This window comes from Candidatus Thiodiazotropha sp. AKAK2 (assembly GCF_058244685.1).
Window position 1 is genome coordinate 1 of sequence record NZ_JBSYOP010000001.1, and the last position, 23,734, is coordinate 23,734.

Annotated in this window: 28 protein-coding genes and 1 tRNA gene; 20 read left to right on the forward strand and 9 right to left on the reverse strand. The window is 52.1% G+C overall.

The window, feature by feature from the left end; translation table 11 throughout:
* Window positions 1-520 precede the first annotated feature (520 nt).
* The 4 genes from AC4IE8_RS00005 (at window position 521) to AC4IE8_RS00020 (ending at window position 2,851) form a co-directional block, all read left to right on the forward strand.
* Window positions 521-1,315, forward strand: a complete 795-nt coding sequence (locus AC4IE8_RS00005) for an HAD-IIA family hydrolase (protein WP_490789994.1) — start codon at window positions 521-523, stop codon at window positions 1,313-1,315.
* Between the two features lie 9 nt (window positions 1,316-1,324).
* Window positions 1,325-1,735: a secondary thiamine-phosphate synthase enzyme YjbQ gene (locus AC4IE8_RS00010; protein WP_490789995.1), complete on the forward strand. Its 411-nt coding sequence runs from the start codon at window positions 1,325-1,327 to the stop codon at window positions 1,733-1,735.
* Window positions 1,736-1,763: 28 nt separating this feature from the next.
* Complete coding sequence (gene ybiA / locus AC4IE8_RS00015) at window positions 1,764-2,231, forward strand: riboflavin biosynthesis intermediates N-glycosidase (protein WP_490789996.1); 468 nt, start codon at window positions 1,764-1,766, stop codon at window positions 2,229-2,231.
* A gap of 140 nt (window positions 2,232-2,371) precedes the next feature.
* Window positions 2,372-2,851, forward strand: coding sequence for a LabA-like NYN domain-containing protein (locus AC4IE8_RS00020; RefSeq protein WP_068992122.1), 480 nt, complete (start codon window positions 2,372-2,374; stop codon window positions 2,849-2,851).
* Between the two features lie 278 nt (window positions 2,852-3,129).
* Here AC4IE8_RS00020 and AC4IE8_RS00025 read toward each other — a convergent pair whose 3' ends face one another.
* The 9 genes from AC4IE8_RS00025 to AC4IE8_RS00065 form a co-directional block, all read right to left on the reverse strand.
* Complete coding sequence (locus AC4IE8_RS00025; RefSeq protein ID WP_068992119.1) at window positions 3,130-3,678, reverse strand: flavodoxin; 549 nt, start codon at window positions 3,676-3,678, stop codon at window positions 3,130-3,132.
* A 78-nt stretch (window positions 3,679-3,756) separates the two neighbouring features.
* Complete coding sequence (locus AC4IE8_RS00030; protein WP_490789997.1) at window positions 3,757-4,023, reverse strand: BolA/IbaG family iron-sulfur metabolism protein; 267 nt, start codon at window positions 4,021-4,023, stop codon at window positions 3,757-3,759.
* Window positions 4,024-4,032: 9 nt separating this feature from the next.
* Window positions 4,033-4,350, reverse strand: a complete 318-nt coding sequence (gene grxD / locus AC4IE8_RS00035; RefSeq protein ID WP_068992115.1) for a Grx4 family monothiol glutaredoxin — start codon at window positions 4,348-4,350, stop codon at window positions 4,033-4,035.
* Window positions 4,351-4,439: 89 nt separating this feature from the next.
* Entirely contained in the window at window positions 4,440-4,676 is a 237-nt protein-coding gene (locus AC4IE8_RS00040) for a rhodanese-like domain-containing protein (protein ID WP_490789998.1), read from the reverse strand.
* 314 nt (window positions 4,677-4,990) lie between these two features.
* Window positions 4,991-6,400, reverse strand: coding sequence for a diguanylate cyclase domain-containing protein (locus AC4IE8_RS00045; protein WP_068992109.1), 1,410 nt, complete (start codon window positions 6,398-6,400; stop codon window positions 4,991-4,993).
* 527 nt (window positions 6,401-6,927) lie between these two features.
* Window positions 6,928-7,004 (reverse strand) — tRNA-Arg (locus AC4IE8_RS00050).
* A 96-nt stretch (window positions 7,005-7,100) separates the two neighbouring features.
* Window positions 7,101-7,697 (reverse strand): cytochrome b/b6 domain-containing protein, encoded by a 597-nt coding sequence (locus AC4IE8_RS00055; RefSeq protein ID WP_068992107.1) that lies wholly within the window; start codon window positions 7,695-7,697, stop codon window positions 7,101-7,103.
* Window positions 7,697-9,319 carry a tetrathionate reductase family octaheme c-type cytochrome gene (locus AC4IE8_RS00060; RefSeq protein WP_068992103.1) on the reverse strand — a complete coding sequence of 541 codons (1,623 nt, stop codon included), beginning with the start codon at window positions 9,317-9,319 and terminating at the stop codon, window positions 7,697-7,699. Before AC4IE8_RS00060 ends, AC4IE8_RS00055 begins: the two co-directional genes overlap by 1 nt.
* A 176-nt stretch (window positions 9,320-9,495) precedes the next feature.
* The gene (locus tag AC4IE8_RS00065) at window positions 9,496-10,776 is read right to left on the reverse strand and encodes a cytochrome c family protein (RefSeq protein ID WP_068992100.1); all 1,281 of its coding nucleotides are present in this window, start codon (window positions 10,774-10,776) and stop codon (window positions 9,496-9,498) included.
* Between the two features lie 390 nt (window positions 10,777-11,166).
* Between AC4IE8_RS00065 and AC4IE8_RS00070 the strand changes: the two genes are divergently transcribed.
* The 16 genes from AC4IE8_RS00070 (at window position 11,167) to hypB (ending at window position 23,724) form a co-directional block, all read left to right on the forward strand.
* Window positions 11,167-12,636 (forward strand): multiheme c-type cytochrome, encoded by a 1,470-nt coding sequence (locus tag AC4IE8_RS00070; protein ID WP_083226087.1) that lies wholly within the window; start codon window positions 11,167-11,169, stop codon window positions 12,634-12,636.
* Window positions 12,629-13,258, forward strand: coding sequence for a cytochrome c3 family protein (locus AC4IE8_RS00075; RefSeq protein WP_068992098.1), 630 nt, complete (start codon window positions 12,629-12,631; stop codon window positions 13,256-13,258). The genes AC4IE8_RS00070 and AC4IE8_RS00075 overlap by 8 nt, the downstream gene beginning before the upstream one ends.
* 35 nt (window positions 13,259-13,293) lie before the next feature.
* Window positions 13,294-13,542, forward strand: coding sequence for a hypothetical protein (locus AC4IE8_RS00080; protein ID WP_068992096.1), 249 nt, complete (start codon window positions 13,294-13,296; stop codon window positions 13,540-13,542).
* 263 nt (window positions 13,543-13,805) lie between these two features.
* Entirely contained in the window at window positions 13,806-14,885 is a 1,080-nt protein-coding gene (locus AC4IE8_RS00085; protein ID WP_490789999.1) for a hydrogenase small subunit, read from the forward strand.
* On the forward strand, window positions 14,882-16,678 hold the full coding sequence (locus tag AC4IE8_RS00090) for a nickel-dependent hydrogenase large subunit (RefSeq protein WP_490790000.1): 1,797 nt from the start codon (window positions 14,882-14,884) through the stop codon (window positions 16,676-16,678). The genes AC4IE8_RS00085 and AC4IE8_RS00090 overlap by 4 nt, the downstream gene beginning before the upstream one ends.
* 49 nt (window positions 16,679-16,727) lie before the next feature.
* A complete protein-coding gene (locus AC4IE8_RS00095) occupies window positions 16,728-16,919 on the forward strand; it encodes a hypothetical protein (protein ID WP_069006785.1) in 192 nt (63 codons plus the stop codon).
* Window positions 16,920-17,021: 102 nt separating this feature from the next.
* On the forward strand, window positions 17,022-17,705 hold the full coding sequence (gene cybH / locus AC4IE8_RS00100; RefSeq protein WP_490790001.1) for a Ni/Fe-hydrogenase, b-type cytochrome subunit: 684 nt from the start codon (window positions 17,022-17,024) through the stop codon (window positions 17,703-17,705).
* A 426-nt stretch (window positions 17,706-18,131) separates the two neighbouring features.
* Window positions 18,132-18,851, forward strand: a complete 720-nt coding sequence (locus AC4IE8_RS00105; RefSeq protein WP_490790002.1) for a HyaD/HybD family hydrogenase maturation endopeptidase — start codon at window positions 18,132-18,134, stop codon at window positions 18,849-18,851.
* Entirely contained in the window at window positions 18,851-19,153 is a 303-nt protein-coding gene (locus AC4IE8_RS00110; RefSeq protein WP_068992078.1) for a HypC/HybG/HupF family hydrogenase formation chaperone, read from the forward strand. Before AC4IE8_RS00105 ends, AC4IE8_RS00110 begins: the two co-directional genes overlap by 1 nt.
* A gap of 23 nt (window positions 19,154-19,176) precedes the next feature.
* Entirely contained in the window at window positions 19,177-19,602 is a 426-nt protein-coding gene (locus tag AC4IE8_RS00115) for a thioredoxin domain-containing protein (RefSeq protein WP_068992075.1), read from the forward strand.
* Between the two features lie 15 nt (window positions 19,603-19,617).
* Complete coding sequence (locus AC4IE8_RS00120) at window positions 19,618-20,487, forward strand: hydrogenase expression/formation protein (RefSeq protein WP_068992072.1); 870 nt, start codon at window positions 19,618-19,620, stop codon at window positions 20,485-20,487.
* The gene (locus AC4IE8_RS00125; protein ID WP_068992069.1) at window positions 20,484-20,711 is read left to right on the forward strand and encodes a rubredoxin; all 228 of its coding nucleotides are present in this window, start codon (window positions 20,484-20,486) and stop codon (window positions 20,709-20,711) included. Before AC4IE8_RS00120 ends, AC4IE8_RS00125 begins: the two co-directional genes overlap by 4 nt.
* Entirely contained in the window at window positions 20,708-21,298 is a 591-nt protein-coding gene (gene hybE / locus AC4IE8_RS00130) for a [NiFe]-hydrogenase assembly chaperone HybE (RefSeq protein WP_068992066.1), read from the forward strand. The genes AC4IE8_RS00125 and hybE overlap by 4 nt, the downstream gene beginning before the upstream one ends.
* On the forward strand, window positions 21,295-22,476 hold the full coding sequence (locus AC4IE8_RS00135; protein ID WP_068992064.1) for a nickel-dependent hydrogenase large subunit: 1,182 nt from the start codon (window positions 21,295-21,297) through the stop codon (window positions 22,474-22,476). Before hybE ends, AC4IE8_RS00135 begins: the two co-directional genes overlap by 4 nt.
* Complete coding sequence (gene hypA / locus AC4IE8_RS00140; RefSeq protein WP_068992062.1) at window positions 22,476-22,817, forward strand: hydrogenase maturation nickel metallochaperone HypA; 342 nt, start codon at window positions 22,476-22,478, stop codon at window positions 22,815-22,817. The genes AC4IE8_RS00135 and hypA overlap by 1 nt, the downstream gene beginning before the upstream one ends.
* A gap of 73 nt (window positions 22,818-22,890) precedes the next feature.
* Entirely contained in the window at window positions 22,891-23,724 is an 834-nt protein-coding gene (gene hypB / locus AC4IE8_RS00145) for a hydrogenase nickel incorporation protein HypB (RefSeq protein ID WP_068992061.1), read from the forward strand.
* Window positions 23,725-23,734: the final 10 nt, after the last annotated feature.

A 23,734-nucleotide genomic window follows, 5' to 3' on the forward strand; every position in this document is an offset into this window, starting at 1 on the left:
AGAGGATTGATTCGAACCCTTCGTTCGAAAGGAACGAAGTGACGCCGACGCCGCAGCGAAGCGTAGGCGCCCCGAAGGGGTGAGCCGAAGGCGAATCAATCCCGACCTTCAGTCCACAGCCAAGCCAAGGAGACCCTCAAACCCCTTTTTTTATGGCGGAGAGAGAGGATTGATTCGAACCCTTCGTTCGAAAGGAACGAAGTGACGCCGACGCCGCAGCGAAGCGTAGGCGCCCCGAAGGGGTGAGCCGAAGGCGACCTCCAGCCCACAGCCAAGCCAGGGAGACCCTCAAACCCTTTTTTTATGGAAGAGAGAGCATTGAAGAAGTATTCAGTCGCAAATAAACGCCAATCACCGCAAATCCACGAAAATCTTCCAATGATGAAGCCCTGGCAATTCAGCGATTTATCAGAAACTATTGATCCACAGCGGCCACTCGGTAATATTTGCGACCATTAGCGGTGATTCGCGTTAATCTGCGGCATACATTCAATACAACAACCATTAAAAAAGATCACTTGTGAAACCGGCAATCAATTCCCTGCTGCTGGACATGGACGGTGTCCTCTATCATAGCGAAAAAGCGATCCCTGACGCACTGGAGTTCATGCGAAGGGTTGGGGATATGCCCCATGCCTTCATCACCAACAATCCCATCCTGTCGCCAGTCAGGGTTGCGGATCGTCTCGAGGGAATGGGCTTCAGAAGACCGCATGAGAGGCAGATCGTCACTTCCGCCGAAGCGACAGCTCTCTGGCTGGGCCGACAGAAGCCGGATTTCAAATATTTTGCTGTGGGAGCCGAAGGTCTGCATCTGGCACTGCAGGAGCGCGGTCGGGAGGATTCGCAGCAGGCCGATTTTGTGGTGATCGGTGAGGGGCCGGGGATCGACTTCGAGTCTATCACCATCGGCACCAATCTGATCCTGAAGCAGGGGGCTCAACTGGTCTGTACCAATCCTGACCACAGTGTTGATGCTCATCATGAGGGCAGTCATCGCGTGTTGCCCGGTGGCGGGGCACTGGTAGCGCCCTTCGCTGTTGCCACAGGGAAACAGCCGCTGATCATTGGTAAACCTTACCCACTGCTCTATGAGATGGCTGCAGAGCGACTCAGGATAAGTCTCGACCATTGTCTGATGATTGGTGATCGACCGGATACGGATATTGCCGGTGCGGCCAGACTTGGTATGAAAACAGCCCTGGTGCGGACCGGTCGATTTGCCCCGAATACCGATTACCCGGCGGAACTGCCCAGACCGGATTGGGATATCAATTCACTCTCCGAGTTGAGTCAAATACTGTTTTATTCTTAGAGAGAGCCTATGCGTGACATCATTACTCTGACAACCAACCAGCGGGAAGAGCTGGTTGATATCACCCCACAGGTCGAAGCGGTGGTACGCTCCAGTGGCGTACAGAACGGCTTGGTGGCCCTCTACGCCCAGGGTGCCACCGCAGCCATCATGATCCAGGAGAACTGGGATGACAGTGTGCAGCGGGATGTTGTGGATCTGTTGCGTAAACTGATTCCCAAGGGTATCTGGCAGCATGATCAACAGGATGGCAATGGGGATTCCCATCTCAAGTCGGGTCTGGTCGGTCCTTCTGAGACCATTCCACTGATCGATGGTAGGTTGGGGCTCTCCCAGTGGCAGAATATCTTTTTCTGCGAGTTCGACGGACCGAGAAGGGAGCGCAGGGTGGTGTGTTCGATCCTGCGGAGTCATACTTGACTGTTACCAATACTAACCGAGTGTCTTGATGTCCTCTTCAGCTAAACAGAAACCCTACTATCTCTCCCGTACTGATGTGATTCATCCCCTGGCCAGCTGTTCGAAAATTGGTTTCGAACTGGACGGTGCAGTCTGGCCGTCGGCAGAGCACTACTATCAGGGCATGAAATTTGAAGATCAGGCACTGCGCGAGGAGATCAGAACAGCAGATCATCCCACTAAGGCACAGACGTTGGCGGCGAAGAACAAGCGTTCGATTCGCAAAGACTGGAAACAGCTGCAGAAGGTGATGATGACCCGTGCCATCTACATCAAATGCAGGGCGAATCCGGATGTGGTGGCTGCACTGCTTGCAACCGGGGAACAGGAGATCATCGAGACCAGCCAATATGACTACTATTGGGGCTGTGGTCGTGACGGACGGGGGCACAACACTTTTGGCAAGGTGCTGATGGCGGTGCGTAACAAGTTAAGGGAAGAGCAGTTGACTGAATAAGGCTTCTTATAATGTCAGGGTATACTGTTTGTTACAACAGCAATAGGATAAAACAATTGACTGTTGACCAGACTCATTCTGCCAATGCATATGAGTGTGCGGATGATTCGCAAGTTAACTAACTACACATATGTGCAGATATGGATAAAGTAACAATTCTTGTTGATGCTCAGAATGTCTACTACACGACGAAGCAGGCTTACAGTTGTGGCTTTGACTACAACAGATTTTGGCAGATGGCTGCATCTAATAGAGAGGTCATCCGAGCCATTGCCTACTCCAGTGATCGAGGCGATTCGAAGCAGCAACAATTCCAAAATATTCTCAGGGCAATTGGTTTTGAAGTGAAGTTGAAGCCGTATATTCAGCGGTCCGATGGCTCTTCGAAATGCGACTGGGATGTTGGAATAACGATTGATGCAATTGAATCTGCAAGAGATTCAGATGTGGTGGTTTTGGTTAGCGGGGATGGTGACTTTGATTTACTCATGAAAAAGCTGGAAAAGGATTTCGGTGTCAAAACGGAAGTTTACGGCGTTCCAGGTTTAACAGCGGCTTCACTAATCCAATCCACATCAAAATATGTGGCAATAGAGAATGACTTGCTGCTAAGAAAATAAAGATGCCATATAAGCACATTCACTCCGATTCGAAGAGATACGGGATACACAAGAAAACAGTTGTACATTCGTTTTGCTAGAGCCTGTTAACACGAATCCAATACGCCCTGTTGTGTCTGAAAAAGCGCCAAGCAAGGCGCGAGGAACGTCGTTTGGTGTTCCAAATGAGTGATGAGCAACGCCGAGTGGTGCTTTTTCAGGCGCCCCCAGAGTGATTTTTTAGGGGGGGCTGGACAAACAAAGGGATGAGCAGTCGGCTCAATAAGCCTGAGTAAGATTCAGACGAGCATCAACGGTAGAATCTCATCCAGCCAGCTGTCGATGCGTTGCTCTGTCAGCAAGTGCTGCAGATGTTGATCCAGAACCAGACCGACAAATCGCCCATCCACAATCGACTTTGAGTGGTTGAACTCGAACCCTTCAACCGCACAGCCACCAATCAACTCAGCACCGGCATCTTGCAGAGGTCGATGCAGACGCATCATGCCATCGACGAACCGGTCGGGATAACTCTCCTGATCTCCCAGACCATAGAGGGCAATCTGTTTACCGCTTAAATCGGTGGATTTCAGTTGCGGCAGGAACTCCTCCCAACTGATCTCCTCGTTACCCGCCGCCTTTCCTGGCAGCCGGCCTTCACCATAGGTTGGTGTGCCGAGTATGAGCTTGTCATAGGCCAGCAACTGATCCAACTCCACCCGGTTGATGTTGATCGGTTTGGCCGCCGGTTGGTCCTCATACCGGGCGTTGATTTTGCGGGTGATCTTTTTTGCAATCAGTCGGGTCGTACCCGATTCTGTGCCGAAGAAGATACCGATCTTATGCATGGTGTTTCCTGTCTGTTACGGTTGATTGGAGAATTTTTGATTGTGCCTTGGGTAGGGCAATTACGCCGTCTGCACGGTTCAGGTAAGTGGTTGTATCTGTACCAATCCGCCCTGTGACGATAGTTCAGCCGGTGTCTTCGCCTTGATCGTCAAGGCGTGCAGAGTACCGTTGCTGATCTCCTCTTTGAACAGCGCCAGGATCGGTTGCTGACGTTTCAGAATGGAGACTCCGGCAAAGGCTTTACTGACCACATAGAGTTCAAAGCTGCAATCCTCACCGGCTACATCGATGACCGCTTGCGGATGCAGTGTACGCACACGGTTGAGTATCTCTTCCTCATTCATGGGTGACTCCTAATGCGCCGTGGCTGCTTTGAGCATGGGAACCAGTTCGCCGCTCTGATACATCGCCTCGACAATATCGCTGCCACCGATGATCTCGCCATTAATGAACAGCTGTGGAAAGGTAGGGAACTCCGAGACCTCGGGCAGTGCCTGCATGATCAGTGGCGAGCTGAGCACATCCACATGTGCAAAACCCACCTGAGTTGCTTTCATTACCGCCGCCGCCTTGGCTGAGAAACCACAGCGGGGCTCTTCAGGGGTGCCTTTCATGTAGAGAATTACCGGGTGGTCACTCAACTGTTTGCGGATCTTGTCTGTGGTTTTCATGCCTCTTTTCCTGTTTCATCATTAGATGCTTTAAAACGTTCCCAGGCCTCCCAGCCTCCGGCCAGGTTGTGTACATTTTTCAATCCCATTTAGCTTAGAAAACTGCAAAGACCACGGCTTTGATTCCCGTGATAGCAGTAGACCAGTACTGCTGGATTACTGCGTCGGCGGCGGATCAGTTGTCCAATGGTGTCATCTGAAACGGGCAGGGCACTGGGCAGTCTTCCACGTTTTTGACTCGGCTGGTCGCGCCTATCAAGGATCAGTGGATCGGCCGTCGATAGCAGAGTCTCGATCTTCGAAGCCTCAATATCTGAATAACCCATACCATCCCCCGAAACCAGTACACAAATTACCTGATCAGGTACTGGCAAAAACTGTTCCATCTGAAAGAAACTGGGGTATTTACCTGAAATATGAGAAGAAAGGAGAACTCAGCGAGGATGATTGTTGCTAATCCTACAAACGAATCCCGTGAGTTCGTGGTAAGTGGCACAAAAGAGCGGGGGGATAAAAAGTATCGAGATCGGGTCGTCGCTGCACCACAACTTGCCCATCCGTAGATGTGTGTTCTCATCGAGATGGTTGTGGTTGAAAATTCAGTTTGGTTTGTGATTGCCAGGCCCGGATTGATCAAATTTCAGTTTAACTGGCTGGCTGATTCGATATCAATCACCTGTCCTCCACGTTTATTACTATACATTTTTCGATCACTGGTTTTGAGCAGACTGTCCAGGGACTCTCCATCTTCAGGGTAGTAGGCTATACCCGAACTGGCTTGGAGTTGGATGGTTCGGTTTTCCACAAGCGCGTTACCAATGAGTTTATTGATAACCTGCTGTTGTGCCTTTTCCAGATCACTACGGGTGTGTACATCATCAATCAGAATGATGAATTCGTCACCGCCGCTTCGACAGACAGTATCTGTGGCACGGATGCTCGACTGCATGCGGAATGCGGCGATTTGCAGCAGTTTGTCACCAACACGATGCCCATACTGATCATTGACTGCTTTGAAACCATCCAGGTCGATACTGAGTACCCCAAAGCCGGTATTGTTCCTTTTATGATGTTCAAGTAACTGCTGCATGCGGTCTTCCAGCAGTCGCCTGTTGGGTAGAGCGGTTAGCGGATCGTGCAGGGCCAATTCCAGGTTGGTGGCCCGGGTCTCGACCAAGGCCGCAATCAAAGCGCCAATCAGCAGTGCCAACAACCAGCCACTGGTGCGTAATAGCCAGACCGGGGTCAGGCCTGAGCCCCATCCTGCAATAGGGATTGCGGCGATTTGCCAATTGCCATTGGGAAGTACAATGGATTGAACAACCGGTGACCTTTGAAAAAGTGCCTCATCGCCGAAGATCATTTCACCCTGTGCGCCCTGGCTATCTTTACCCCTGAGTGCCAGTGCGAGTCCATCGGTCTGTTCCGAGATCCCTGCACTCTGAAACAGACTCGGTATATCGATCACGATGGAAGCCATACCCCAATAGCTGGGTTTATGTTCACTCAACAGACCGGTGATGCCTTTGCGGGTAAATATCGGGGTTCGGGCGATAAACGCCTGACCACCCTGTACCAGGTTTACCGGTCCTGCGACAACGGTACCTTTGGCATCCATCGCCTGTTTTACAGCAGGCCACTGTTTACTGTTTTTCTCATACTCCAGTCCCAGTGCCGATTCATTTCCCGCTAATGGAAAAATATGGGTAATGATATTGTTTCGGGCCAAACCGATGTTTCGGATGTTTCGTCCCTGAGTCAGGATTTCGCTGACCAGCTGAGAAAAATTAGGCTCTTGGATATCTGGATGAGTTGCCACATAGGCAATCAAGCCACGGGTAAGGTGGAGTGTGGAATTGAGTTCCCCCTCCAGCCTGGCTCTAAGAGTGGAGACTTTTTTCACCACGCTGGAACGCTCATGCTCCTGATTTTTTGCCTCCAGCAGATAGGCAATCACTTCCGCCGTGGCGGCCACCACGAGGAAGAAGAGAAGCCCTGAAACTATGGCAAGGGAACGTTTTCCTTTGAATTTGTGCAGATCAAGATTCAACTGAGAAATCCCGTAATCCTGTTCATTCAGGTTCCTGGAGGAACAAATACAAAAAATTGAACGGTGTAATTATAACATATGGTCTTTTTGAGAAATCTGATTTAAGTAATCCAATGCTCTTCAAAAGCAATTATAGAGGAATAGATGTTTTACAAGGGTTTTGGTTGTCAGATTCCTAACATTATGATTATAAGGAGTTATTTATGGTGTGGAGTGCGTTTTAGCTAGTTGTGCAAGCGCTGGGAAAAGGATAAAAAGATTCTAACTGCTCTTCGATACTGGCGTGCCTGGTCGACCCGACCGTTTTGATTCAGAGGTTCGAATTATCTTAGATTCATGTTGGGAGGTTACAACTTGGCTGGTGTATAAGCCTAAAATGGTGCGCCCGGAAGGATTAACAGCTATTAGCTGCTCTGCGGCACTGGCGTGCCTGGTCGAACCGGCTGTTTTGATTCGGAGGTTCGAATTATCTCAAGTTCACGTTGGGAGGTTCCAGCTTGGCTGGCGGGTAAGCACCCAGCTTAAAATGGCGCGCCCGGAAGGATTCGAACCTCCGACCACCTGGTTCGTAGCCAGGTACTCTATCCAGCTGAGCTACGGGCGCGTTTTTGTGGAACGCGAATTCTGAAGATATCTTGGTCCTTTGTCAATCCCAGATGAGAAATAGATCGTCCGACCGGAATTCAGGCCCGTAGCGGCTCTACTCTTCCTCGTAACCGGTGATCATCGCCTTCACATAGCCAAAGGGCTCCTTGCTGGTGGTAATCGCCAGGTAGAGATGGGCCACCAGAAAGGTCAGCATGGCAAAGGCGGCCGCTGTATGGATCAGGGCTATGGCACCCAGGCTCAGCCACCCCAGACCCCAGGCATCCCAGGAGGTATAGAAAAGATAGAGCAGGCCGCTGAGCCAGACCGCCGGGGAGATCAGCACATGAAGAGAAAGGTAGGCCATGCGCTGCAGCGGATTGAGCTTGTGCTCCCTGGTTTTGTGGAACGGGTGGCCCCCACCGAGAAAGATGTCGACCCCGTAGTATTTGGCCATCGCCATCAGCTTGTTGGCGCTGGAGGGGATGTACTGCTTCCACTCCCCGGTGGTCAGATGCCAGAAGATGGCAAATATCCACAGACCGATCAGTGTCCAGGCAAAGGTGATATGCAGGTCCACCGCCTGTTCAAAGCCGAAAAGGGTGAGGGTGCCATGAATTTCGAAGCCGGTAATCAGCATCGATATGATCAGGAAAGCCTGAGACCAATGCCATAAACGCTCAAAGCGTTTGTACATCATTACTTTTGCCATCAATCTTTCCTCCTGCCGCGCATTGCTATCCGGGCCAAGCCGTGAAGTGAAACGCCACCCAGGGTACCTAAAACCGCCAGCCAGCCGATGATATCGAGGAGCTCATTCCGGTCTCTGCCCGGCATGTAGAATCCAGTCAGATTGGCCAGGCGACCATCCCGGCTGTGACAACTGTCACAACCAAGGGCTTCTGCCTTAGGCGCCACCATATGGGACAGAGGCCAGTGGTAGGTGGTCTCGATAAAACCATATTCACCGCTATAGTCTGCACCGGCAGCATCCATGGCAGCCTTGATGGCCCGATTCCAGTCGAAGGATTTCCAATAGGCCTCACTGTCCTTGCCGAAAAGATGGGTGATGACCAGGGTATTATTGCCCTTGTCGTAGGGTTGCTTCCCCCGCATGATCTTGAAAGGCCAGATTCTGGCGTCAGGATCATCGTAACTGCCATTGAAGGTATTGATGGGGACGATGGCATTCGGATCGAGTTTTTGATCAAGTTCCTGATAACGGATATCGCCGGAGAGCCAGTCATATTCCGGAATCAGGTTTTCACCCCACTCAAAACTGCCTTTTTTGGTTACATAAGTGACATAACCATTTTCATCCTTTTTCTTGATATGTTTACCATCCGCATCCATTCGTCCTGCGGTTGACCAATCCCACCAGGTTTTTGACGGTATGCCTCCCTTGGCATAGTAGGGGATATGGCAGGTTTGACAGGCCACCTTGTCCGTATGGTCGTTGATCTTGTTGTTGATGGTTTCAGTATGGGGCTTGAGGCCGTGGCAGGACTCACAGGTGGCTCGGCTTTCATCATCCCGGCCTGGTATGTCGATACCGTGGGTATCCTTGGCCACTGTGGTATATCGGCTGCCCTTAACATCATGCCCATCGGTGGTATGACATTCGGTGCAGACGAAATTGAGTCCATCCACACCCATATGCACATCCAGCTCTTTTGACGGGTTGTACATGGAGGAGTCGAGGTCGCCATGTTTTACCCCGTCGCCACCGCCACCAAGGAAATGGCAGTTGCCACAGTTCTGCCGGCGGGTCTTGCCGACATTTTGTGCCACATGTGTAAGATCCGGTGCCTTCCATATTTTGCCCTTTTTCGGCGGGAAGGGCTTATCCACATAAGCGGGATGACCGGCATCCGTGGGAAATTTTCGATAGGTATCGGTGGTGTCGTGGCAGGCCAGGCAGTCGACATTCACTTCTGAGGCAAAATCGAAGCTGTCGTCCTTCCAGCCATAACCGATATGACAACTGGTGCAGCGGGCATAGTTGGTGATAATAGAGCCGCAAAAGCTGTTGACCACCTTCTTTTTACCTAATTCCTGATTGGTTGCCGGATGGGTGAATTTCCAATTCCAATGGGTGGTTTTATGGATCTGTTTACTGGCCTCGGTATGGCAACCCAGGCAGGCCTTGGTCACCTCGGGAGCGGAATCAAACTCCTGTTGGAGCTCTTCGAATTTCGTGTGATCAGCTGTAGAGTTGCTCTGCTTTTCAACTGCGGCAGTTGCTGAAGCTAGAGGCAGACAAACCAGTAGAAAACAGACTAGAGACAACAGACCAGGGTTGCTGTTTTTCAAGCATCGGGCAATACGAAGCATCACGCCACCTATAGTCAATATTAGGGACAAACCGACATGGTTCGCCAAGTACAACTACTTATGCGTCCTGCAAATACAACGGGATTTTTCGATACTGCTCAGAGGATAAATCCAACCTCTGAAAGTGAGGTTTGTGCGGCTTGGCATCCGCTGATGCCAAGCCTGTTTGTTATCAGTTAAAGTGTGCTTTCCGCAGTTGCTATCAGTGTAGGTGCGGTCAAATCTTCCGGCAGGTGCTTGAACTTCTCTACCAGTACCGGCCAAAGCAGATTGTAGTAGAGTTCACCGCGCACCAGTTTTACCCCTTTCGACGGTATATCGTAGACCAGGGTCCGCTCTTCGTGAGGCTTAAGACGTGAATCCTTACCCAGTGCTGTTGCGGTAGGCGGCATGGCTGGTTTACCTTCGCTGTCAGCCAAGGCATAGACGAAGTAGGCTTTGGAATCCCCATCCTTCGGATGACCCTTGGCATTTTCCCAGACCACATTACCCTCGCCATCATAGGCAGTCAGCTTCATGTAGATATTACGGAAAGGCGCCCCGGTTGGCAGGCTGTGAGGTTGAGGGTTTTTCAGATAGGCAGTTGCCCGGATGACATCCCCAACAGATTCGGTAGAGACATCAAACACCACAGAACGCTGCAGAATGCCGCTGTCGTGTCCACCACCCATGGAGTGATCCGCCAGCCCGTCATTGATCGGCATATGACAGGAGAGACAGTTTACCTGAGAGTGGCTGATGGAGTACTCGTTACCGGTCTGACAGAGAGGAACACCGTGTGGGTTGTTACGCTGGTCATGACAACCCATGCAGGCATCTGAGGTTTTCATCAGTTTGGGATTGCTCTCCATAGGAATGGAGGGAATCTCTTTGCCGTCAACGGTTACCGCTTCGCCTAAATGTGGATTGGGCTTACTGTCGTCGCTCATGGCGCTGCCACCGAAGGCGTCACCTGCGGCAGACAGTTTCTGCAAGCCGACATTGGAGTGTCTTCCCGGTCCCTGTATCGCATCTTTGGAGTAGTCATAGGCCTTCAGGCCGAGCTGCAATTTGCCATTCGGCGCCTGAATGCCGTTGTACTTTTTCAGGGTATGGCAAACCACACAGTTGACCCCTTCGGAGTAGGCCGGTTTGGCGTCGAGTTTGGTGGTTTTATCCTTTGCCGCATTGGGTGCATGGCACTGCAGACAGATGGGATACTTGCCTGATGCCTTGTGTTTAACCCCTTCCTTGGTAGGGTCACCCACTACCTTTTTGTAGAAGGTGGCGTGAATCGGATCGTTGAGTGCTGAACTGTTTCCATGCATCGATCCTTTCCACTGCTTGTAGATCTCTTTGTGGCAGGTCTTGCAGGTTTCCGATGAGATTTGATGAAGGGGTTCAGCCAATGCGAGAGTGTGTATACCAAACCATCCGATTATTGCGAACAGCAGGGTAAGCCCTTTGTTATTATCCATCTACTTCCTCCGTTTTTTTATTAACTTCGCAATTCCATGACCCTCATGTTTGCGAATTTTTACCCGCTCAATAATCACACTTTTAATGGCATCTCATCAATTAGGGAAAATACTCATTTATAAAAAGCTAATATACTTTTGAGTAATCAGAAAAAAAGCGGTTTACAGCAAGACGTATTGATCATCAATTATAAAAATTGCATAGTGTTAGGGTATTTTCAGGTCTAGTCTTAAACAAAAAATGATAAGCAAGTTGGTATCTGCGCCGGAAACTATTTCCTACCAAACTAATAAGTAATCTGTAACTGAGAGCAGAGTGAACGTGTCCTGAGTTTATCTTTGAGAACGCGGTAGATAACAATTCAAGAACGCACTTTGCAAGGGGGAGGCATGCTCGATCTGCAATCATTGGGACGCACTGGTCAGTGGGCGCTGCTTGCGCTTTTGATATGGTTTGGTCTGGCTTCTTCGGCCATGGCTGAAAAGGTAAAACTGGATCCAAGCAACTGGGGTCTGGAAGAGGGTAAGGAGTGTGTCTCCTGTCATAAAAAATCTTCAGCGGCTTTAACCCATGAATGGCAGAACAGTGCCCATGCCGAGGCTGGGGTTAATTGCCTTGATTGCCATCTGGCTGACCAGGTCGATAACGATGCAATAGAGCATGAAGGTGCAATCATCGCCACCATTGTCACCCCGAAGGATTGTGGCCGTTGTCATGACAAGGAGTTCAAGGAGACTGAGGGGTCGGTCCATGCAAAAGCACTGAGTATGATCAAGAATCGCTTACCTGCTCTGGCAGATAATCTGAGCGGCAAAGAGATGGTTGCCGCAGGCTGTGCCCAGTGTCATGGTTCCAAAGTGGAAGTGCGTGGTGATGGTACCCTGACGCCAGAAACCTGGCCCAATACCGGTATCGGGCGGATTAATCCGGACGGTTCCCTCGGCTCATGTTCCGCCTGCCATGGGCGTCACAGTTTTTCCAAGGCGCAGGCCAGGGATCCGAGTGCCTGCACCTGGTGTCATACCGGTCCTGACTCCCCGGACGATGAAGTCTACGCAAGCTCAAAGCATGGCATGCTCTATGAAGCCAATAGATCGAAAATGAATCTGGAGGCTGATCAGTGGGTGCTTGGCAAGGACTATAGTGCCGCACCAACCTGTGTCACTTGCCATATGGGCTCCACTCCGGGCGTGAAAGGAAGTCACGATGTGGGGATGCGGGATGCCTGGAGCCTCAATCGTCCGATATCCGAGCAACAGTATCTGGTCATCTTCGAAGATGGGGATCGAAGGGAATTGCCCGATTCCCAGCCAGCCCCAAGGCGAGGGTCAGAGCTGAGTAAACTGGATGGCACTATGGGTAAGGTTAAGGCGGTTGCCAGTCCGAAACGGCGTCGGCAGGTCATGACTAAAGTCTGTCTTGAGTGTCACGGCAAGAACTTCGTAAACAGCTACATGAAACAGTTTGACAATGTGGTCAAGCTCTACAACGAGAAGTTCGGCAAACCGGCTCAGGCAATTATGTCGGCACTCTATGAGAAGAAATTGCTAACCCCTGCGCCGTTTGATGAGCCGATCGAGTTCAGCTTCTGGCGGCTCTGGCACGATGAGGGTACGGCAGCGCGTCATGGTGCGGCGATGATGAGTCCCAACTATGCCTCATGGGAGGGGATGCACAAGGTAGGGCAGAATTTTTATGGTGAGTTTCTGCCCCAGCTTCGTCAGCTCGCCGGAGAAGAGACTGCCAATGAGTTGATTGAAATGCATGTCACCAGCCTGGATCAGCACAGCTGGCTGAACAATCCGGGAAAACCGAATCCGATTCTCGGTTACGGCATTGGGAAAGAGAGCCATGAGTAAGCTGAGACTGCCACTGTTCATTACTCGCCATGTCGTGTTTGCACTGTTGATTGGCGGATTCGCCGGTATCGGGTTTGTACTTTTTTTGACTGAATTCGATCACCTCACCAGCACGGAAACCTTTTGTACAACCTGCCATTCAATGGAACTGGTTGCCGAACCCTATCGGCAATCCTCCCACTACAGACCCGCTTCGGGTGTACGCGCAAGTTGTGGAGACTGCCATGTATCCGAAGGTGTATTTGCCGCAACCTGGGATCACTTTATTGGGGGCAAGGATCTGTTCAATCAGATTTTCGGCCCGGAGTACGATGATCCGGTGATTAATGCGCTGCATCTGCCTGACGCTGCATTTGCCGCCAGGGATTGGTTCAAGCAGCGGGACTCTGCTACCTGTAAGCGATGCCATGTCAAAGAGGCAATCTATGGCACCCGACCGGATACGGTTCTGATCCATACCGAGGATGCGAAAGAGAAGAGCTGCATCGAATGTCATTACAATCTGGTACACAGAGCTGTACCGGATAAAGCTGTTTTCAAAAGGGATAAGTGGAACCGGATGATTGAAGAGGAGTTTGGTTTGTCGCCGGGTGAGGCAGATATACTGCTTGGTGGGGAGTGATTATGTTTACTCGGCTGAAAAAACGAGGATAACCGATGGGTCTATTGAAAATCGGCTGTAAATCGATGCGAGAGGGGGTCGTTGTCTCCTCCATATTTTTTATTGCAGGTATCCTGATGATTCTGGCCGGAAGCAGAATCGTACCGGACATTCTGTACATGCAGCAGATTGTGATGTTTGCAGGATTGATACTTCTTTTGTTTGCTCCATTGATTCTAATTGCCACATTTCTACTCACAGTTTTACCTGGTGCAAAGGAAAATCTGGATAAATGTGAACATTGAATGAGCCGGTGTCAGTAAAGTGGTTTTACAAAAACTACCGCTGAGCAGATCAGAGAAATGACTGGAAAGTAGCTTGCCACTCACTGAGTGGTCACGAAAGATTAGCGTACACTTCAGTTTTTGTATTTCGCTTACTTAGAATGCTAACCCATTGATATAAATTAATTTAGTTAATATGGCATAACTGTTGCTCCAGTAGGGCAAAGTGCGGAAAGAAGAATAAGACCGCACAGCCCATTCAAACGACCTGGAGGAGCAGGGTGATGACAGAAACCTTTTACCAAGTCATGCGACGGCAGGGGATTACCCGTCGCAGTTTTCTGAAGTTCTGCAGCTTGACGGCTTCCGCCCTGGGATTGGGACCGGCTGTGGTGCCTCGTATTGCCGAGGCCATGGAGACCAAACCCCGTATTCCTGTGATCTGGCTGCACGGCCTCGAGTGTACCTGCTGTTCCGAATCCTTTATCCGCTCCGCACACCCGCTGGCGAAGGATGTGGTGCTGTCGATGATCTCCCTCGATTATGACGACACCATCATGGCCGCTGCCGGGCATCAGGCGGAAGCAATCATCGAAGAGACCATTGAAAAGTACGATGGCAACTTCATCCTGGCGGTGGAGGGCAATCCTCCGTTGGATGAGGATGGCATGTACTGCATCATCGGTGGCAAGCCCTTCGTTGAACAGTTGAGAATGGCGGCGGAACACTGCAAAGCGATCATCTCCTGGGGCTCCTGTGCCTCCTGGGGTTGTGTGCAGGCAGCACGGCCCAATCCCACCCGGGCCACACCGGTCCATAAGGTACCTGGGTTGGCCAACAAGCCGATCATCAAGGTGCCCGGTTGTCCACCCATCGCCGAAGTGATGACGGCGGTGGTGACCTACATCCTGACCTTTGAAAAGTTTCCTGAACTCGATCGGCAGGGACGGCCGAAGATGTTCTACAGTCAACGCATCCACGATAAGTGTTATCGACGTCCACACTTCGATGCGGGGCAATTCGTCGAGGCCTGGGATGATGACTCTGCGCGTAAGGGTTACTGCCTCTACAAGATGGGGTGTAAAGGGCCGACCACTTATAACGCCTGCTCAACCATCCGCTGGAACGGTGGGCTCTCCTTTCCGATCCAGGCCGGCCATGGCTGTATCGGTTGTTCGGAAGATGGTTTCTGGGACAAAGGCTCGTTCTATCAGCATGTCACCGATACCCATCAGTTCGGCATCGAGGCGAATGCGGATAAGGTCGGTCTGGCGGCGGCCGGTATTGTCGGCGCAACCGCCGCTGCCCATGCGGCAGTCACAGCCATCAAAAACGCGCAAAAGAAAGGAGACCGTGATCAATGAGCACCAAGACTACTCCCAACGGTTTCAAGCTGGATGATTCAGGTCAGCGTGTGGTGGTCGATCCGGTGACCCGTATCGAAGGGCATATGCGTTGTGAAGTGAATCTGGACGAAGAGAATGTGATCCGCAATGCGGTCTCAACCGGCACCATGTGGCGCGGCCTTGAGGTGATCCTCAAGGGTCGGGATCCCCGTGATGCCTGGGCCTTTACCCAGCGGATCTGCGGTGTCTGTACCGGTACTCATGCCTTGACCTCGGTACGTGCTGTGGAAGATGCACTGAAAATTGAGATTCCGGATAACGCCAACTCGATTCGCAACATCATGCAGTTGACCCTGCAGGTGCATGACCATCTGGTGCACTTCTACCATCTGCACGCCCTCGACTGGGTCAATCCGGTGAATGCGCTGAAGGCGGACCCCAGGGCCACTTCCGAGTTGCAGCAGAAGGTCTCGCCGAAACATGCCAAATCCTCGCCGGGCTATTTCCGCGATATCCAGAACCGACTGAAGAAGTTTGTCGAGAGTGGCCAGCTTGGTCCGTTTAAAAACGGATACTGGGACAATCCCGCCTACCTGTTGCCACCGGAAGCGGATCTGATGGCGGTGACTCACTATCTGGAGGCCCTCGATTTTCAGAAGGAGATCATGAAGATCCGCACCATTCTCGGTGGAAAGGATCCCCACCCGAACTGGTTGGTGGGTGGTGTGCCCTGTCCGATCAATCTGGATGGGGTCGGCTCTGTCGGTGCACTCAATATGGTCAACCTGAATCAGATCTCCCACATCATCGACAGCTCCCGGGAGTTCATCAAGAATGTCTATATTCCAGACCTGCTGGCAGTGGCTCAATTCTACAAAGGGTGGTTGTATGGCGGTGGTCTGGCGAGCACCAATGTACTCTCCTACGGCGATATTCCCGATCGGGCCAACGACTACACCACAGCCAATCTGATGATGCCCAGAGGCGCCATCATCAATGGTAACCTGAAAGAGGTGCATGAAGTCGATCTGCGCAATCCGGAAGAGATTCAGGAGTATGTACCGCACTCCTGGTACAACTATCCGAATGGGGTCAAAGGTCTGCACCCCTGGGATGGGGTGACCGAGCCCAACTATGAGCTGGGTCCCAACGCCAAAGGCACCAAGACCAACATCGAGCAGATCGATGAGAATGCCAAATACTCCTGGATCAAAGCGCCCCGCTGGCGTGGCCACCCCATGGAGGTTGGTCCTCTGGCTCGCTATATCGTCGGTTATGCCAGTGGTCATGAAGAGATTACCGAGCAGATCAACTTCGTCCTCAAGACGCTGGATGTGCCGGTCACCGCTCTCTTCTCCACCCTGGGTCGCACGGCGGCGCGCGGTCTGGAGGCGGATTGGGCCGCCGACAAGATGCGCTACTTCATGGATAAGCTGATTGCCAACATCAAGGCGGGCGATTCGTCCACTGCGAATGTGGATAACTGGGATCCTGAGACCTGGCCGAGGGAGGCGAAAGGGGTAGGTTTCAGTGAGGCTCCGCGCGGTGCCCTGGGACACTGGATCAAGATCAAGGATACCCGCATTGATAACTACCAGTGTGTAGTGCCCACCACCTGGAACGGTTCACCCCGGGACAGCGAAGGCAATATCGGTGCCTTCGAGGCCTCATTGATGAATACCAAGGTAGCCAGGGCTGAAGAGCCGGTGGAAATACTCCGCACTCTGCACAGTTTCGATCCCTGTCTGGCCTGCTCGACTCATGTGATGAGTGAAGAGGGTAAGGAGTTGGCAAAGGTGAAGGTGCGTTAACTCACCGGTTCTGTTTGATTAATCGTATTAAGTTGTATTAGGAGTTGAGATGAAAAAGCTAATGATTGGTTTAGGTGGTTTGTTGGCAAGCAGCCCTCTGCTGGCCCACGTTGGTGAGCACAGTGATGCAACACTCTTTTCGGTCATTCTGCATCTGATCGCTGAACATCCACTGCCGTTGATGCTGCTAGCCGGGGTACTGGGGGTTATTGCCTTTGCCCGGCTACAAAAAAATCAGTGAATTTCCAGGTGTGGCGGGAGGTAGGGTGCGGCCCGGCCACACTAATGGAAACAACCGGTAGTGAACAGACGATCATAATAAATCGATTCAGGAGAGAGGCCAATGCAAACGACCATTAAACGCACTGCTGTCTATGTCTATGAAGCCCCTGTCAGGTTATGGCATTGGATCAATGCGCTGGCGATTTTGGTGCTTGCGGTTACCGGCTATTTTATCGCCAATCCTCTACCCACCTTACCGGGCGAAGCGAGTGACCATGTTCTGATGGGCTATATGCGATTTGCCCATTTTGCGGCGGCTTATATTTTTACTGTCGGATTCATCGGCAGAATATATTGGGCGATTGTCGGAAATGAGCACTCCCGTGAACTGTTTCATCTGCCTTTCTATCGGCTCTCATTCTGGAAAGAGCTGATACATGAGGTGCGCTGGTACGCCTTTCTGGAAAAGGAACCGAAGAAGTATGAAGGCCACAATCCTCTGGCCCACATCACCATGGTGGCGATCATCACAGTGGGCGGAATTGCCATGGTATTGACCGGTTTTTCACTCTATGCAGAGCAGACCGGATTGGGCAGTTGGCAGGACCAGCTGTTTGGCTGGCTGATTCCCCTGGTAGGGCAGAGCCAGGATGTGCGTCTGTGGCACCACTGGGGAATGTGGATCATCGTGGTGTTCGTCATTGTTCATGTCTATGTGGCAATCCGGGAGGATATCGTCTCCCGTCAGAGTCTGATCAGTACCATGATCAGCGGCTGGCGCATGTTCAAGGATGATCGCCCCTGATTTTTCTTGAAAACCCTCCGGCATAACCAGGGATGGTTCAACAACGCCGTTTGCAAAGCGCGGATCCCGCGCTTTTTTTTCAGTGACGATTGATGGGGATGGGTATCACGCCTGACATCTCTGTGGGGGTCAGGTCGGATGAAAACCGATAACCCGTAGAGAAATTGGGGTGATTATCAAGTTTCCACTCTGCCTTCGGGCCCCCTGTTGAAAACTGCTGTAATCAACCGATCCTGTGTCAAAAATGAAAAGTATGTTTCCAAAATTGAGCAGAAGTGATAACCAGATGACCGGTTTGGTTTTGCTGTGGCTTGAAGGCTCTTCAATAAAAACCAATAAAAACAATAACTAAATAAGCCTGGCAGGGATTGGCGCGTGGCTTGCAAACAGTGCAGACAACGCTAATCGCAATCACAGGATCCACCTATGAGCGAAACACCTTCAGTCTTGATTCTCGGTATCGGCAATCTACTTTGGGCCGATGAGGGATTCGGTGTGCGCGCCCTGGAGAGCCTGCAGCGAAACTACCGGTTTCCAGCCAATGTGCGATTGATGGATGGGGGTACTCAGGGTATCTACCTGGTACAGCACATCCGCGAGGCGGAGGTGCTGGTGGTGTTCGATGCGGTGGATTACGGCCTGCCGGGTGGAAGCCTGAAGCGGGTTGAAGGGGATCAGGTGCCCAAGTTCCTTGGCGCGAAGAAGGTCAGTCTGCATCAGACCGGTTTTCAGGAGGTGCTGGCGATGGCGGAGATGCTGGGTGACTACCCACAGCATCTGCTGCTGGTTGGGGTTCAGCCTGAGGAGTTGGAGGATTTCGGTGGCAGTTTGAGACCGAAGGTCCGTGAACAGATTGGGCCGGCCATTGAACTTGTTCTGAACTATCTGGCGGATTTTGGCATTAAGGCCGAACTTCGGGATCAGCCGATGATGCCCGACACGCTGGTGCAGGGCGCGATATCCGATATGCAGACCTATGAAGCGGAACGTCCTTCAAACGAAACGGCCTGCCGGGCGGGAGACGCCAGGGTGCTGCAATCGGATGCCTTTGAAGTGGCCTATCGACCGATCGATATACAAGGCAGTGCGGTGAGCGTCGACGTGGATGCCCATCTCGATAAGTATCGTCAGGGAGAGAGCGACTAGTGTGTATCGGGATTCCCATGCAGGTGGTCTCAACAGAAGGCACCACAGCCCTCTGTCGGGGGATGGGTGAAAGTCGCAGAGTCGATACCCTGCTGGTGGGTGATCAGCCGGTAGGCAGTTGGTTGTTGGTGTTTCTCAACAGTGCCAGAGAGGTGCTGAGCGAGCAACGCGCTGAACAGATCAGCCAGGCACTGCAGGCACTCGACCTGGCATTGAGCGGTGAATCAGAGCTCGACCATCTGTTTGCGGATCTGGTCGATAGAACACCACAACTGCCTGAACATCTCAGGCCAAAGCCGTAGATAACACATAACAGGAGATGGCGATGTCATCAGCTTTAATCAATGCACTTATGGAACAGCGGGCTGTTCCTCTGGTCGATGAGCACTCGCTCGAAAGCTTTGCCGCTAAGCAGAGCCATACACTGCTGTTTTTCACTGAAAACCCGCAGCAGTTTCCCGAGAGTAATGATGTGGCGGTGGTGATACCCCTGTTGATGGATGCTTTCGCTGAACGCTTTCAGGTCGCCATTGTGGATCGTGCCGCCGAACATCAACTGCACGCCCGTTTTCCCTTCGATGGTTGGCCATCCTTGGTGATGCTCAAGGATGGTGCCTATGTGGGAGCGATTTCAAAGATGCAGGATTGGGATGTCTATCTGGCAGAGATAGAACGGCTTCTCAATGCCCAACCTGCCACAGTCAAGCCGATCAATATTCCCGTGGTCAGTGCGGATTCCCACTGCCACTAAACCGGGGTAGCCAGTATGAACGAAATCAATAGTCCTGTGACAGTCAGCGGTCCCGGCTCACAACCCGCGGAAGAGGATGGGACGGATCTGGAGATCCTGCAACTGCCTGATGAGATGTCCACCTTCAGTATGCCTAGCCTGCAGAATGTGGAGGATATGAGCAAACTGCAGGATGGCATGGCGCTCCTGAAACAGCTGGATGTGACGTTGAAACAGCAGGCCAAGGCCAGGCAGGTGAAACCGGAATACATCGATATCGATCACCTGGACAAAGCAAACAAGCAGCTAATCGATCAGGTGCTGGGTGAGGGTGAAGTCAGTATGGTCTACCATTCGACGGATACCCATGCGCAGATTCAGGAGTCGGTCATGGCCGGTCTCTGGCGGGTGCGCTACTACAATGATGCTGATGAAGTGACCGCAGATACCGTGGAAGTGGCCTACGTACCGAGGTTAAGTCTGCGGCATGTATTCAAACAGGCGGCTCATCGGGTAGAGCAGCAACGGGACTCAATCCCGCAGGGGGTGATCAATGCGCCTCCCTTGCTGGCAGAGATCAATGACAAGGTTGCTGAATACAGACCGGGAACTGAAAACCATATCATCAACCTGACCCTGCTGCCGCAAACCGAAGCGGATATTGAGTTTCTCACCAGCGTGTTGGGCAAAGGGCCACTCACCATACTCTCCCGGGGTTATGGTAACTGCCGGATCACCAGTACAGCGGTGCAGAATGTCTGGTGGGTGCAGTACTTCAACTCACAGGATAAGAATATTCTCAATACCATCGAAATCGGTGCAATACCGGCGGTGGCCGCAGCGGCCCATGAAGATATACAGGACAGTGCAGAGCGACTGAGTGAGATATTGGAGGCCTATCTGTGAACAGGGACTTCTTTGCCGGTTCCTATGGCGGTGACAATGAGAAGTTGCAGGATGGGAGTCGTCTGGAGTGTAAGATCTGCTGGTATGTCTACGATCCCGTTGAGGGTGATGACTATTGGCAGATACCTCCGGGTACACCCTTCTCGCAACTGCCGGATCACTGGAGCTGTCCCAATTGCGATGGTAAGAAGCGGGAGTTCATGGTGCTGCAGGAGGATGCATGATCTGCCCCGACTACATCATCGAAGGACTGGAAGTACAGTTTCGTAATATTGAGCAGCAGCGTATGCAGGGTCTGCCGCTGTTGAATCCCGCCTTGCAGGTTGAAGCGGTTGGATTTCGCCAATGGCAGGATCTCTGTCTTGGGGTATTGATCACCCCCTGGTTCATGAACCTGATGTTGATTCCCCATGAAGGGGACAGCTGGCGTGAGAAGCGGATCGGCGACAAGCAGACCCATCTGTTTCCTTCCGGACCCTATGAGTTCATCCTGGGGGAAGAGGAGGGTATAGGCCGCTATCAGATGTGCTCACTGTTTTCCCCCATGTTTGAGTTCAGTGATCAACAGACAGCAGTCACCACCGCCACACAGGTGATGCTGGCGATCATGAATGAGGAGAATCAGGATGGACTCTCCACTTGTGAGAGTGAGATCAATCGTCGTTGGCATGGTGAAGCGGAAGAAGATGAAACGACAACCGATGAAAGTTCCGAACCGGATCGTTCAGTCGCCATCAGTGAACGTCTGCAGCAGCCCGTGAGTCGTCGTGATCTGTTGCGTGGCGCCATTCATCAGGATGGCGAGCAGTGAGTATCGAGGGTGAAATCAGGATCGAGCTGCAGTGTCAGGATGACCGGGTAAATCAGGTTGTGATCAACTCAACCAGACCACTCAATCTGCCTAAAATATTTCATGGCAAAGCGGTCGATGAGTTGTTGACCATGATACCCATGCTCTACAGCATCTGTGCAACCGCCCAATCGTCAGCCGCGGTCAAGGCCTGTCGTCAGGCAACCGGGATGACGACAGATTGGCGGATACAACTGTTGGAGCAGATGCTGGTCAATGTGGAGACCGCCAGGGAGCATCTGTGGCGCATCATGAGCGACTGGTCCAGCCATTCAGAGACAGCCTTGAGTCGTGATCACCTGGCAACCCTTGCAACCCTGATGAGCGATGCGAGACAGGCCTGTTTTCAACAGGGTGACAGCTTTACCCTGCAGCCGTCGATCAGTTTCGATGCAGCAGCCATCGAGTCGATCATTCAGCGTATCGACCAGCTCTGCCATGAGAAGATATTCGCTGTCTCACCGGCAGAGTGGTATCAGCTTGAGGATCAACAGGCGTTTAATCGTTGGCTCGATAAGTGTGACACCCTTGCCGCTGCACTACTCAGAGATCTACGCGATCAGACACAGAGTGATTCGGGCGACTGGGGAGTTGAGCCGCTCCCTTCATTGGATCACCGCAAAGTATGTCGACGCTTGTCGGAAACTGATGCGGATGACTTTATCGCAGCGCCCGACTGGCAGGGGCAGATTTATGAGACCGGGCCATTGACCAGGCAGTTGAGTCACCCATTGATCGAACAGTTGATGCGGCCGTATGGGCAGGGTGTCATACCACGTCTGGTTGCCAGGCTGCTTGAGCTGGCATCCATACCGGCAAAACTGACCCGGCAGCTAAGTCGGTTGAAAGGCACATCGGATTCCATTGAACGCCAGCATGAATCAGAACTATCTCAGCAGGGATTGGGTGAAGTTGAAGCCGCCAGAGGACGTCTCTTCCATCGCGCCGTGCAGCAGGATGGTGTGATCCGCCAATATCAGATCGTGGCGCCCACAGAGTGGAATTTTCATCCCCGTGGTGTGGTCTGTCAGGGTCTGAAAAGCCTCTCGGCCAAACATCAAAAGCAGCTGATGCAGCGGGCGCAACTGCTGATCGGTGCGGTCGACCCCTGTGTCGGTTTTCAACTGGAGTTGCGCTGATGCATGAGATGTCACTCTGTGAAGGGGTGTTGCAGATACTCGAGGAGAGTTCGGCCAGTCAGGGTTTCAGCAGGGTTAAGCGTGTCTGGCTGGAGATCGGTGAACTCTCCGGTGTGGAGAAAGAGGCGATGCGCTTCGGCTTCGATGTGGTGATGAAAGAGACCCTGGCGGATGGGGCCAAACTGGAGATCATCGATGTGCCCGGCGAGGCCTGGTGCATGCCATGCTCAAAGCAGGTGAAGGTGGCAGCCAGATTCGATGCCTGCCCCGATTGCGGCAGTTATCAGTTGCAGGTCACCGGGGGGGATGAGATGCGTGTCAAAGAGCTGGAAGTGGAATAACCGATCCACAATGAACAAAGCGATGTCGGAACAGACATCAGTGAATGCAGTTAATGTTTAGAGGATAAGAGCCATGTGCACAGTCTGCGGTTGCGGTGAAGGTGAAACAACGATTGATGATCATCAGCATCATCACCACGAGCCTAGTCATGAACATGGCCACGAGCATACTCATGATTATGGAAAAGGACCGGCACACGCCCATGCGCCGGGGATGAGTCAGGCGCGTATGGTGCAGATCGAACAGGATATCCTGGGCAAGAACAATCAATATGCGGCGGCCAACCGACAATACTTCAGTGAGCATGGGATTCATGTATTGAATCTGGTCTCCAGCCCTGGCTCAGGTAAAACCAGTCTGCTCTCCCGAACCATTGAAGATATGCAGGCTGAATTCAGTGTTGCGGTGATCGAAGGGGATCAGCAGACCGCCAATGATGCGGAACGCATTCGCAGCACCGGCGCCAAGGCGATTCAGATCAACACCGGCAAAGGCTGTCATCTGGATGGCCATATGGTGGGGCACGCGGTGGAGAGTCTGCAACCGCAGGATGGCAGTCTGCTGTTCATCGAGAATGTGGGTAATCTGGTCTGTCCCGCTGCCTTCGATCTGGGTGAGGCTCATAAAGTAGCCATTCTCTCTGTCACCGAAGGTGAGGACAAACCGATCAAGTATCCGGATATGTTTCACGCCGCCGACCTGATGCTGTTGAACAAAATCGATCTGCTGCCCTATCTGGATTTCGATGTGGCGCAATGCATCGCCTACGCCCAACAGGTCAATCCGCGGATTCGAGTGCTGGAGCTCTCCGCCAAAACCGGAGAAGGCATGGACGAGTGGTATCAGTGGCTGCTCTCCACCCGGCAGACAGCGCTGATCGGTCATCCGAAAAAGCGCGCCAAGTAGTCCGGTTGCG